General features: G+C 55.4%; 13 protein-coding genes. 11 read left to right on the forward strand and 2 right to left on the reverse strand.

Translation table 11 applies throughout. The features are described from left to right. The first annotated feature begins 2 nt into the window (after positions 1-2). From lspA to RYZ27_RS04950, 8 genes are all read left to right on the forward strand, one after another. On the forward strand, positions 3-542 hold the full coding sequence (gene lspA / locus RYZ27_RS04915) for a signal peptidase II (protein ID WP_406681251.1): 540 nt from the start codon (positions 3-5) through the stop codon (positions 540-542). A 15-nt stretch (positions 543-557) separates the two neighbouring features. Further along, entirely contained in the window at positions 558-1037 is a 480-nt protein-coding gene (locus RYZ27_RS04920) for a DUF3035 domain-containing protein (protein WP_406681252.1), read from the forward strand. A 42-nt stretch (positions 1038-1079) separates the two neighbouring features. Beyond that, the gene (locus RYZ27_RS04925; protein WP_406681253.1) at positions 1080-2447 is read left to right on the forward strand and encodes a M16 family metallopeptidase; all 1368 of its coding nucleotides are present in this window, start codon (positions 1080-1082) and stop codon (positions 2445-2447) included. A 1-nt stretch (position 2448) separates the two neighbouring features. Then, positions 2449-3834 carry a M16 family metallopeptidase gene (locus tag RYZ27_RS04930; RefSeq protein ID WP_406681254.1) on the forward strand — a complete coding sequence of 462 codons (1386 nt, stop codon included), beginning with the start codon at positions 2449-2451 and terminating at the stop codon, positions 3832-3834. Beyond that, on the forward strand, positions 3827-4222 hold the full coding sequence (locus RYZ27_RS04935; RefSeq protein ID WP_406681255.1) for a GFA family protein: 396 nt from the start codon (positions 3827-3829) through the stop codon (positions 4220-4222). Before RYZ27_RS04930 ends, RYZ27_RS04935 begins: the two co-directional genes overlap by 8 nt. Before the next feature lie 72 nt (positions 4223-4294). Then, the gene (locus RYZ27_RS04940) at positions 4295-5809 is read left to right on the forward strand and encodes a phosphomannomutase/phosphoglucomutase (protein ID WP_406681759.1); all 1515 of its coding nucleotides are present in this window, start codon (positions 4295-4297) and stop codon (positions 5807-5809) included. Beyond that, positions 5809-6240 (forward strand): hypothetical protein, encoded by a 432-nt coding sequence (locus tag RYZ27_RS04945; protein WP_406681256.1) that lies wholly within the window; start codon positions 5809-5811, stop codon positions 6238-6240. Before RYZ27_RS04940 ends, RYZ27_RS04945 begins: the two co-directional genes overlap by 1 nt. Positions 6241-6245: 5 nt before the next feature. Then, positions 6246-6974: an NAD-dependent deacylase gene (locus tag RYZ27_RS04950; RefSeq protein WP_406681257.1), complete on the forward strand. Its 729-nt coding sequence runs from the start codon at positions 6246-6248 to the stop codon at positions 6972-6974. Between the two features lie 3 nt (positions 6975-6977). Here the strand turns inward: RYZ27_RS04950 and RYZ27_RS04955 are convergent, their stop codons facing one another. Next, complete coding sequence (locus tag RYZ27_RS04955; protein ID WP_406681258.1) at positions 6978-7700, reverse strand: hypothetical protein; 723 nt, start codon at positions 7698-7700, stop codon at positions 6978-6980. Positions 7701-7831: 131 nt separating this feature from the next. Here RYZ27_RS04955 and gltX point away from each other — a divergent pair, with 131 nt between their 5' ends. Together gltX and RYZ27_RS04965 are read left to right on the forward strand one after the other, a co-directional pair. Then, the gene (gene gltX, locus RYZ27_RS04960; RefSeq protein ID WP_406681259.1) at positions 7832-9172 is read left to right on the forward strand and encodes a glutamate--tRNA ligase; all 1341 of its coding nucleotides are present in this window, start codon (positions 7832-7834) and stop codon (positions 9170-9172) included. Between the two features lie 78 nt (positions 9173-9250). Then, complete coding sequence (locus RYZ27_RS04965; protein ID WP_406681261.1) at positions 9251-9880, forward strand: FKBP-type peptidyl-prolyl cis-trans isomerase; 630 nt, start codon at positions 9251-9253, stop codon at positions 9878-9880. Positions 9881-9895: 15 nt separating this feature from the next. Here the strand turns inward: RYZ27_RS04965 and RYZ27_RS04970 are convergent, their stop codons facing one another. After that, on the reverse strand, positions 9896-10459 hold the full coding sequence (locus RYZ27_RS04970; protein ID WP_406681262.1) for a TIGR00730 family Rossman fold protein: 564 nt from the start codon (positions 10457-10459) through the stop codon (positions 9896-9898). A 116-nt stretch (positions 10460-10575) separates the two neighbouring features. On the opposite strand from RYZ27_RS04970, the gene RYZ27_RS04975 reads away from it, so the two are divergent. Continuing rightward, positions 10576-12414, forward strand: coding sequence for an ABCB family ABC transporter ATP-binding protein/permease (locus RYZ27_RS04975; RefSeq protein ID WP_406681263.1), 1839 nt, complete (start codon positions 10576-10578; stop codon positions 12412-12414). The last annotated feature ends 35 nt before the right edge of the window (positions 12415-12449 follow it).

Here is a 12449-nt window from a genome sequence, read left to right on the forward strand (position 1 = left end):
ACATGACCCAGCGTTTCCGCGTCTTCCTGTTCGTCTTGATTCCGGTCGTTGTCATTCTTGATCAGTGGACGAAATGGCTGGTTCTGAACGAACCCCGTTTTAACGCGCTGAACTGTCTGGACCGGACGCAACGCTGCGGACAGATTGAGATTTCAGGCATTTTCGACCTGTCTATGGTTTGGAATCGCGGGATCAGCTTCGGTATTGGTCAATCTGAAGGCGTCATGCGCTGGGTTCTGGTGGCTTTGACTATCGGGATTGCAATTGGTTTTGCTGTTTGGTTGTTTCGGGTTGGGCGGCACTGGACTGGCTTAGCCCTGGCGCTGGTGGTTGGCGGCGCGATTGGCAATGTCATTGACCGGGTGATGTTCGGTGCAGTTGTAGATTTCCTCGATTTTAGTGGAATCTGGCGGCCATATTTCTTTAACTATGTGTTCAACGTGGCAGATGCCGCAATTAGTGTAGGGGCGGTCTTGCTCTTTGTGGACCAGTTCCTAATGTCGCGAAGTGAGGACACGGCTGGGACAGACGTGGATAAGTAAATGGCGAGGACGCCCATGAAAAAGACTATGTTTATGGCTGCTGCAGGAGTTGCGCTTGTAACGACCACGGCCTGTGTTGGCGGTGGCGCTGCGGAGCGCGGGCCGAATGAGTTTCGTGTTGTAACGAAGGCGCCATTGGTGATCCCGCCGGATTTCAATCTGCGCCCTCCAGCTGTTGGACAGGCTCTGCCTGCTGAAGTGGCGAATGCAGATAGTGCTGGCCGCGTGGCTTTCGGTACAACCATGGGTCAGAATGCCAGCGCCTCTGAAAGAGCCTTGGTGGCGGCGGCGAATGCCAATGCTGTTAACCCGGTCATCCGGTCTCAGGTTGATTATGAAGAGGCCAAGGTCATTCGTAAATCGACGACGGTTTCAGACCGGATCATGTTCTGGCGCAATGATGGCACACAAGAGACCGGCGATTCAGCGACCGGCGGAGAAGCCGTTACGATTGAACGGGGTTCAGGCGAACGCTTGAAGCTACCGGGCACCTAATAAAAAAACGAAATACAGGGCGGTCAGATACGGAGAGTGATGATGAAAAAGGCATTGGTTTCCGCAGGGCTCGCCTCTGCGGTGCTTTTTGGAGGCGCAGTCGTTGCCGACGATGCGGCGACTGAGGCCTGGGCACCAGCGCAGTTCACGCTGGAAAACGGGATGGAGGTCGTGGTGCTGCCCGACCACAGGGCACCCGTTGTCACCCATATGGTGTGGTACAAGGTTGGCGCTGCGGATGAGGATGAAGGCAAGTCCGGCATCGCGCACCTGTTTGAGCATGTCATGTTCAAAGAAACCGATGATATCGGCCCGGAAGAATTCACTTCGATCGTCCAGCGTAATGGTGGGCGCCTGAATGCCTTCACCAGCTGGGACTATACCGCCTATTACGAGCGCGTGGCCAAGCAACATCTCGGCAAGATGATGGAACTAGAAGCCGAGCGGATGACGGACTTGATCATTGATGAGGATCCAGAAGGTGGCTTCATTACTGAACGCGATGTGGTGAAAGAGGAGCGTCGCCAGCGGCTTGAGAATAATCCCGGCGCTTTGTTGAGTGAGCAGGTTCTGGCGGAATTCTGGGAAGACCACCCATATGAGATCACTGTTATTGGCTTGATGGAAGAAGTTGAAGCCCTGACCCCGCAAGACGGCATCGACTTCTACAAGAAATATTACTCGCCGGAGAATGCGATTCTGGTTGTGGCAGGGGATGTCACGGCCGAAGAGGTGCGCACGCTGGCTGAAGAGCACTATGGAGTAATCGAGCCATCCGGCCTCGTTGATGGCACGCGCAAGTGGCGCTCTGTGCCGGAATTGACTGAGACGCAGCTCATTACGCATAGCGATCCGAAAGTGCGCCAACCCGTTTGGTATCGTTATTATAATGGTACCAGCATGCGCCGTGATCGTGATTTCGCTTTGGCGCTTTCTGTTGGTCTTGATGTGCTGGGCGGCGGCAATACCAGCCTGCTTTATCAATCGCTCGTCGAAGAGCAGAAGCTCGCCATCAATGTCGGGACGTTTGCGTTTACCAGCCTGCATGATGAAGGTCCGGCAGCAATCTATGCGACGCCCTCGCCGGGGGTCTCACTGGATGAACTTGAGACAGCTGTCATGGCAGAGGTCACCCGTTTCATGGAAGAAGGTTTCGATGACGCCGATATTGAGCGCGTCCGTAATTCCATGGCGGCGAGTTCAATCTATGAACGCGACAGCCAGGAAGGCATGGCCAATACATTCGGCGCGTGGTTGGCCATCGGTGGAACCGTAGATGAATTGCTATCTTATCCAGATGATGTTCGCAGTGTGACGACAGAGCAAGCGCTGGCCGCTGTGCGGCGTGTTTTTGCCGAGGACAGGCATTTTATTGAGGCGCACCTGCTGCCAGAAGACGGGGAGCTTTAAGATGCGGATCACAACACTTTGCGCGACTGCGTTTGCAGGTCTGGCCTTAGTGGCTTGCACACCTTCAACGGGAAGCGATGGCGCAGGCCCTGAAGAGACAGCAAGTGAGCTGAAAGTTGAGACCCATACGGGTGAGTTTGCAACCATTCAGCAATTCACGACGCCGGGTGGCGTTTCGGTCTGGTTGGTTGAGGAACCGTCCATTCCGATCCTGTCCCTGCGTATGGCCTGGGAGGTTGGCACGACCTCCGATCCGGTAGGGCAGGAGGGGCTGACCAATGCCATGGTCTATCAGATGAACGAGGGCGCAGGAGAGCTCGACAGCCAAGCCTTCTCCAAGCGGATGGAAGAGCTCAATATGAGCTTTGGTTGCGCTGCTGGGCGAGAAAACACCTACTGCAACGCGTCGATGCTCACGGACAATGCTAAAGAGGCGTTTGAGCTGATCGCCTTGGCTTATGCTGAGCCACGCTTCGACGAAGGGCCTTGGGAACGGTTTGTACGCGAACAGGAAGTCAGCCTGAAGACCCGCGAAACCAATCCGCGCTATCTTTCCGGGGAAGCTCTGGAAGAGGCTTTGTGGCCGGATCACCCTTATGCCCGCGATTTTACCGCTGAAAGCCTCGCGGCTTTGTCGGCTGAAGCGGCAAAGGCTCACAAGAGCCAGATCATGGACCGCAAAAGCATGATCGTAACGGCGGTTGGGGCGATATCGCCGGATGAGCTGGCTCCACTAATCGACAAGGCTACAGAGAGCCTTATGGGCACTGCGGCGGAGCATACTCCGACGCCTGAAGTTGTTTTGGCACAACCTGTCTCAGTTCCAATTCTGGTCGATCTTCCCCAACCCCAGAGCTTGATCACGTTTACCGGGCCAGCCATGCGCCGGGATGACCCTGATTTCTACACGGCTGTTGTTGCCAATTATATTTTTGGTGGCGGCGGGTTTGAAAGCCGTTTGATGAAAGACCTGCGGGTCGATCGCGGCCTGACCTATGGCATCTATACCAGCGTCAGTGCGGGCGATAAGTTGCAGACATGGGGCGGGAGCGGCCAGACCAAGAATGAGAGTGCCGGTGAGTTCATTGACGGCATCAAGGACAATATGCGCCTGATTGTCGAAGAGGGTGTGACCGAGCAGGAACTCGCTGATGCGAAAGCCTATCTCGTTGGGTCTTATCCGCTTGGCTTCGACTCTAATGCCAAGATTGCGGGCAATATGATGGGATTGCGTCTGGATGATTTGCCCGTTGATTTCTGGGACAAACGCAATGCCATGGTGCAGGCTGTCACGCTGGAGGATGTGAACCGTGTTGCGCGGGAATACCTGCAGCCGGAGAACTTCACCTTTATCGTTGTTGGTGAGCCGGAAGGTCTGGATGGCTGACCTCTCAACCTATCATGGTGGATGTCATTGTGGGGCGGTTCGCTTTGAAGTGGACTTGCCCGCCCATTTTGAAGTTGAGGACTGCAATTGCTCCATCTGTGCGATGAGCGGCAATATTCATGTCATCGTTCCGGCAGCACGGTTTCGCCTGATCAAAGGGGCAGAGAATCTAACAACCTACACGTTCAATACCGGAGCGGCGCAACATACATTCTGCAAGACCTGCGGGGTGAAGAGCTTCTACACGCCCCGGTCCAATCCTGATGGTTTTGCCGTAACCTGGCGGTGTCTGGATAACTGGCAGGATCTGGACGTGACCGTAAATGCCTTTGATGGACAAAACTGGGAAGCCAATGCGGCGGCGTTGGCTCATAAATCGAGGGCTTAAACCCTCTTGCTGTGATAGACATGTTCTGGTCTGACATTCGCAAGAGAATAATAGGATAGGGGCCATTCCATGATGCCTGCACCGCGCGCAGATATTGCGCCAAATACGCTAGATTTTGAGATTCTTCCGCTCGTGAAGCCAACCGGATTCCGGGAGTATGATGCCCGTTGGTGGTTCAATGGCATTGGCCATGACAAAGCGCCGGAACTGAACCTGACCGGGGTTCAGGCCCTGGGGCTTGGCATGGCGACTCTATTCCATGAATTGGGTGTTGAGCCGAAGGTTGTGACGGGCCATGACTTCCGTTCCATCAGCCAGCCGATCAAGAACGCGCTGATCCTTGGGCTTGTGCAGGGCGGGTGTGATGTTCTTGATGTTGGTCTCGCGCTCAGCCCGATGGTTTACTGGTCACAGTTTGAGCTGGACGCCGCTTGCTGCGCCATGGTGACGGCCTCTCACAATGAGAATGGCTGGACCGGGGTAAAGATGGGGGCGAACCGTCCCCTCACCTTTGGCCCGGATGAAATGGGCCGACTGAAAGAGATTGTCCTGTCAGGCGATTTCCAGCCGCGTGCAGGTGGCGGGCATCACCGCGTCGATGGTGTATGCGAAAAGTACATTGCGAGCACATCTGAAGGCGTGAAAATCAAGCGGCCTCTTAAAGTCATTGCGGCTTGTGGCAATGGTACAGCCGGGGCCTTCGCTCCTGATGCCTTGCGGCAAATGGGCGTTGAAGTGATCGAGATGGATTGCAATCTCGACAACACATTCCCGAAGTATAATCCGAACCCTGAAGACAGCGTGATGCTGCATGCTATGTCTGCTGCGGTCAAAGAACATGGCGCTGATCTGGCGCTTGGCTTTGATGGCGATGGGGACCGTTGTGGGGTCATCGATAATACAGGCGAGGAAATTTTCGCTGACAAGATCGGCCTGATGCTGGCGCGGGATCTCAGCCGGGAATACCCGAATGCGAAATTCGTTGTCGATGTGAAATCAACCGGGCTCTACAAAACCGATCCTGTTCTTAAGGAAAACGGTGCGACGGTGGATTACTACAAAACCGGCCATTCCTACATTAAGCGTCGGACAACCGATCTTGATGCACTTGCCGGGTTTGAGAAGTCTGGCCACTTCTTCTTCCGTCCCCCGATTGGGCTTGGTTATGATGATGGTCTGATCGCTGCCAAAGCCATTCTGGAAATGCTCGATCGCAATCCGGATAAGACCATGGCTGACCTGAAAGGGGAGTTGGGCGTTGCCCATACATCCCTGACCATGTCTCCGCATTGTGATGATGAGTTGAAATATGGCGTCATTGATAAAATGGTGGCCGAGTATAAGGGCCTGCTCGGGACAGAAATTCTTGGCCGTAAAGTGGTTGATGTGAACACCGTGAATGGTGCGCGCGTGACCCTCGAAGACGGCTCATGGGTTTTGGTGCGTGCCAGCTCCAACAAGCCAGAGCTGGTTACTGTGGTGGAGTCCATGCGCAGTGAGGATGACATGCGCGCGCTTTTCCGCGATGAGGTAAAGCCTCGCCTCGGCAAGCACCCTGAAGTTGGGGCCTATAATCAGGAAATCTAATGCAAGACCATCCCGTTCCATTGAAGATTGACCTGACACCAAACTGGGCGATCACTCTGAACCAGCAATTTACGCAGCGCTATGTCGGTGAAACCCTGAACCTGTTTAATCAGAGCATAGGACTCTGGATCCGCTGCTATAATGTTGAGGGCGGGCCGAATATTCTTGAGCGGATGGAGCGGGACACGGCAGCCGCACCTGCAAATGCCACGGACCAGACCAAAGGCATTCAGGGTGGCTTGGGGCGTGTGACTTATATCGTGCCTGCTGATGAAGCCGCAACTCCGCCTGAACCGGCCAAGCTCTACACCCATACCCATGCTAGCGATTCAGAACTGATGATCGTCTTTATGCTGAAGGCAGAGGGTAGCTTGGCTGCAGCTAAGGAGATGTACGAGTCTTTAGCCTATCTTGAATCAGGTGGCTTCTAATCTGCATGGGCAAGCCTTCTCGTATTTTTGTTCTGACCGGTTCGGGCATTTCGGCAGAGAGCGGTATTTCCACCTATCGCGGTGGTGCGGATGGTGAGGAAGGGCTGTGGAGCGAGGTCGACTTTCAGAAATATGCCTCCCCGGAAGGATTTTCCGAAGACCCTGAAGGTGTGCACCATTTCTATAATGTAAGACGTAAACAGGTACGAGAGGTTCAGCCCAATTCCGCCCATTATGCTCTTGCACAATTACAGAGCAAACTCCGAGAGAGCGGCGGTGACCTTACGCTGGTTACGCAGAATGTTGATGATCTACATGAGCGCGCCGGGGCGGAAGTCTTGCACATGCATGGCGAGATCCTGAAAGGCATTTGCGATATGTGCCCGCGGCCTGCTTTTGAGGTTCAGGGGGATCTGCATATCAGTGATGGCTGTGACGCGTGTGGACGGATCGGAACGCTGCGCCCCGATGTCGTCTGGTTTGGTGAAATGCCCTATCACATGGAGGCGATCGACGTGGCGCTTTCCAAAGCTGACCTGTTCGTCTCGATCGGAACAAGTGGCGCTGTCTATCCGGCCGCTGGTTTTGTTCAGGAAGCGAAAATGCGCGGCATCAAGACAATGGAGCTCAATCTCGAGCCCTCCGACAATGCCTATGCGTTTGATACGGCAGATTATGGCAAAGCTGGAGAGGTCGTGCCGCGCTGGGCAGCGCAGTGGGGCGTCTCGCTTTAGCCGCTAGTTTTCGGGCAGGTCGAAAGCCTCGCCATACTGGTTATGATGATAAATCTCGACCCCAGCGGTCGCGAGTGCCTCATCATAACTCATCCAGAGCTGCTCTCCATCAGTCCCGCAAGCCATACCAAACCATTCCTCGTCGCCTGGGCTTTGCTCATAGACCGTGCTTTCGGGAAGCTCACCCTCGGCGAGCTCGTACTCACGGCCATCATAGACGGCGATGAAATAGCCTTCACCGAGATAGGTTTTGTAGATCATCGTATCGCCCGCCTTAAGGACGAGCGGTACGGGCTGATTAACCTCAAGATCGGCTTGGCTCTCCCGTGGGAAAACCTCAAGCGAGACATCTTCCTGAAACGTGATTGTATTCTGATAGACGAAGGTGACGTACTCGATTTCCGATCGGGCCCGGTTCCAGGGTGTGATCACGGCATTCTTTGGCAGGGCGCAAGTTTTGGTTGCGGCGGTGCGATTAGCGCTCAGTGTGGGTTCCTTATGCGCCGGGATTTGTACGTCCGTCCCTGTAACAGCAAGCGCGCTGGGATACTCGCCGGACCAGAATGTGATCCTCTCCCACTGTTCAGGATACCCCGTTTCAACTTGAACGGTTTCGATCGCAGGGCTTTCAGGGGGTGTTTCAATCTCGATTTGCTCTGGCTCTGTCGGCGCACTGCAAGAGACCAGAACAGCCAAAGCGCTCGTTGCAAGAAGTAATGCGCGCATAATAATTCCTCCCGTTTTCCCTTGCGCGGTTTGTTCAGGTGTTCACTCTGCCTGTCAATTGTGGCGGCAAAGGCTTCACAATCGCGGCGTTTTCGTGTGAGAGGGGCGCTTCAAGATTAAAGGCTTTGCCAATGACCAAACCTGTCGTCCGTTTCGCGCCGTCCCCAACTGGCAATCTGCATGTCGGGAATGTCCGCACAGCATTGATCAATTGGCTGTTCGCAAAGGGGCAGGGCGGAACGTTCATTCTGCGGATTGATGATACCGATACTGAGCGGTCTACGCAGGCTTATGAGGACGGTATTCGTGAAGACCTGACATGGCTTGGCCTGACCTGGGACAAGACATTCAGCCAGTCCAAACGGTTTGCTGAATATGATGCGGCGGCGGATAAGCTGCGGGAAATGGGCCTGCTTTATGCCTGTTATGAAACCGCTGAAGAGCTGGACCGCCAGCGCAAACTGCAAGGCGCGCGTGGCAAACCGCCAATCTATAATCGCGCCGCGCTGGACCTGACTGATGAGGATAAGGCCAGGCTGGAGGCTGAAGGGCGCACACCGCACTGGCGGTTCAAGCTGTCCGGCGAGCGTATTGTCTGGAATGACCTTGTGCGCGGCGAGCAGGCGATTGAGACCTCCAGCCTGTCTGATCCGGTACTGATCCGCGCTGATGGTTCTTATCTCTACACGCTGCCAAGCTGTGTCGATGATATTGAAGCCGGGATCACGCATGTCGTGCGCGGCGAGGATCACGTCACAAATTCCGGTGCGCAGATTGAGATTTTCAAAGCGCTGGGTGGAACAGCGCCAGCCATGGCGCATACCCCGCTTCTGGTCGGCGCGGATGGCGCGGGTCTGTCAAAGCGGCTTGGCTCACTCGGCATGGGTACCCTGCGTGAGCGCGGGATTGAGCCGCTGGCCATCTGTTCGTTGCTCGGCAAACTGGGCACCAGCGACAATGTTGAAATCCGGCCATCGCTCGATGTGCTGGCGGAGGAGTTTGCCTTCGACAAGATTGGTCGCTCACCCGCGCGCTTTGACGAGGATGAGTTGCAACGCCTCAACGCATCGCTGACCCACGAGATGCCGTTTGAGGCGGCAAAGGACCGCCTCGCCGCAATTGATGCGCAGGCCGCGAATGAAGCCTTCTGGCTGCTGGTGCGCGAGAATTGCGAAACGGTTGAAGGCGCTGCGCGCTTTGTCCCGGTGGCCTTTGGCGAGATTACCCCTCTGATTGAGGATGAGGATCGCGCGTTTATTGCCGCCGCTGCAACCCTGCTGCCAGAAGGCGAGATGACAGCAGACACCTGGGGCGCGTGGACATCGGCCCTGAAAACCGAAACCGGGCGTAAAGGCAAAGGCCTGTTCATGCCCTTGCGCAAAGCGCTGACCGGTATGGAACGCGGCCCAAGTGTTGGCGACATGCTGGTCCTGATGGGACGCGAGCGGGCAATCGCGCGCCTGACGGCATAAAAGAAGAATTCAGAAACGTGCCACGATCGTGTGCGGACGTAACAAGGCGCCCTTTGGGCGCTTAAGGAAGTGGTACGAATGACCAGAGACGATCTCGATACAGTCGAAAAGCAAGTTAGCTATTTGCTGGGCTTTAGCCAGGTGCGCCAGATGCTGGAGCAGGGCGTTGAGCTTGATCATGCCGCCTTTGCCAATGGCGCAAAGACCTGCATTGAGGGTGAGGCCCCTGTGATTGGCGATGATGAGGCGCAGGCGATTTTCGCAGCCTATCAGCAGACCCTGCAAGCCAAAGCCAATGCGGCTCAAGCGGCGGCTTCTGGACAGAATGCAGCGGCCTCTGAGGCGTTTCTTGCAGATAATGCTGGCAAGGACGGCGTGTCTGTCACGGCCAGCGGTCTGCAATATAAAGTGGTCAGCGAAGGTGAGGGTGCCAAGCCTGTCGCAGCGAACACTGTTCGGGTTCATTATGAAGGTAAACTGATCACGGGTGAGGTCTTTGACAGCTCAATCGCGCGTGGTCAGCCAGCCGAATTTGGTCTTAGTCAGGTTATCGCTGGATGGACCGAAGGCTTGCAGCTGATGACCATCGGCTCGACTTATGAGTTCTATATCCCTGCCGGATTGGCCTATGGCGAGAACGGCCCGCCAAGCATTGGTCCAAATCAGGCCCTGATCTTCCAGGTGCAGTTGATTGATATTCTGAACTAGTTGAGAAGGCTGGGGTTAATCCCCCAGTCGCACAACGCGGTCACATAGTGCCTGCAGCGCGGCTTCTGGTGTGTTCTCATGCACCAGGGCGGCGCGGAATTCTTCCGGGGTGAACTTACCCTCGATGATCCGATCCATCAGGGTGAAGAACGGCGTCCAGAAGCCATCCTCGTCGAGGAAGGCCATCGGCTTTGCATGCAGGCCAAGACGTGCCCAGGACAGCATTTCAACGGCTTCTTCCAGTGTGCCGATCCCGCCGGGCAGGACAATAAACGCGTCACTTTCATCAAACATGCGCTGCTTTCGCGTGTGCATGTCCTCAACAATCTCGTGCGGGACGTCTTCGAAGATACGCTCTTTTTGCAGCAGGAAACGCGGCATGATGCCGAGGACATCGCCGCCTTCGCTGTGGGTGGCACGCGCGCAGGCGCCCATCAGGCCAACCCCGCCGCCGCCATAGACCAGACGAATGTCCTGTTGCGCCAAGGCACGGCCCAGTTCCTGCGCGAGACGCAGATATTCTGGCTTCACGTCATTTGAGGATCCGCAATACACGCAAACAGATTTCAACTTGGTCATATCGTCATCCCGAATTTCAGCTTGTCGTGTGTAAGTGAGGAATCGCCGGAAAACCAGTCACGATCTCACCGCTGTTTTTCTTGGCATCTTTTGCTCTTCTATCCCATATGGCGGGAATGAGCGCGGAAATGACCACGGCGGATGCCGACAAGATTGAGAGTGCCGATGGGGGATTATGGGTCTCCATTGTTCGAATCCTGAAACTGCTGTCCCGTAAGGACTTAGCGAAATGGCGTCCGGTCATGGTGCTGGCAATCTTGCTGACCCTCGGCGCCGCAGTTTTGGAAGTCGCGGTGCCAATCCTGATCGGGTTTGCCATCAATCAGCTGGTCTCGGATGAGAATGGCATTGTGGCTGGGTTTGGCTCAGCCGCGATTTGGCTGGCGATTGCCTTTGCCTTGCGTTTCTCTGCTGGCGCAATGCCGCAAGTGCGGGACTGGCTATTTTCCCCGGTCAGTCAGGATGCTCAACGCATTGCTTGTGTCGATGCGTTCGGCCATGCGCAGACCCTATCTCTCAATTTCCACCAGACCCGTCGCACAGGCGCTCTCAACCGCGTCATTGAACGCGGTGCTGGGGCGATTGATTACCTGATCCGGTTTCTGGCGTTCAACATTGGGCCAACCTTCGTGCGTTTGATTCTCGCGGCTGTTGCACTCGCCGTGGCCTATGACCCATGGCTTTCTGTTATCGCCGTAGTGACGATCGCAATCTATGTGTTTGTAACGGTGACCATCACCGAATGGCGCGTGCGCCAACGTCGCAAGATGAATGAAGCTGACACACGGTTCCGCGGGATTGCAGTTGATATCCTGACCAATTTTGAGACGGTTAAATCCTTTGCAGCGGAAACGCGTGAGACAGGCCGCTTCAATGAGGCCATGCAGAACTATAATCATCGCTATGTTGATGCCGTCCGCTCCATGTACGTTCTGAATGGCGCTCAGGCGCTGGTTATGAATCTCGGCCTCGTCGCGGCTTTGGTCTTGTCCGCGTGGAATGCCACGCAGGGAACAATGGAAATTGGTGACGTTACGGCGGTGATGCTGATGTTCATCTCATTATACGCGCCATTGAACATTCTTGGCTGGGCCTGGCGCGAGATCAAGCAGGGCGCTGTTGATCTTGAGAAACTGTACGGCCTTCTCGGCATGAAACCGGAAGTTGCTGATAAGCCAGAGGCGAGAACGCTGACAAAACCAGCAGGCGAAGTGGTGTTTGAGGGGGTCGGTTTTACCCATGATGCCCGCGCTGTGGGTGTTGCTGACGTCAACTTTCAACTCCCCGCAGGTAAAAAGATTGCCTTTGTTGGGACATCCGGGGCGGGTAAGTCGACGCTCTTGAAGCTGTTGTTCCGCTTCTATGACGTAAAGTCTGGGCGTGTGCTGATTGATGGGCATGATGTGCGCGATGTAACCCAGGAAAGCCTTCGTCGTGCCTTGGGTCTGGTGCCACAGGACGTGGTTCTGTTTAACGAGACGATCCGTTCCAATATTGCCTATGCACGCCCGGATGCTTCCATGGATGATCTTCGCGATGCTGCGCGCCGCGCGCAATTGCTCGACTTTATCGAAAGCTTGCCTGAGGGGTGGGATACGCGTGTTGGCGAACGGGGGCTGAAGCTTTCTGGCGGCGAGAAGCAACGCGTTGGGATTGCCCGCGTGATTCTGGCTGACCCGGCCATCTTGGTCCTGGATGAGGCAACCTCTGCGCTCGACAGTGCAACCGAGGCCGCCGTACAAGATGCGCTTGATGAAGCTTCAAAGGGGCGAACAACGCTGATGGTCGCCCACAGGCTATCGACGGTCCAAAACGCCGATGAGATTCTTGTCCTTGATGCCGGGCGGGTTGTGGAGCGCGGCACGCATGACAGTCTAATCAAGCTGGATGGCACTTATGCTGATATGTGGACGCGTCAGGCGAAGCGCGATGCGCTTGCCGTTGCGGCAGAATAATTGCATCTGATTAAGTGAAGACGATTTGGAGACTG

Origin of the sequence: Hyphomonas sp. FCG-A18 (assembly GCF_045287255.1) — a bacterium.
Taxonomy (GTDB): domain Bacteria; phylum Pseudomonadota; class Alphaproteobacteria; order Caulobacterales; family Hyphomonadaceae; genus Henriciella.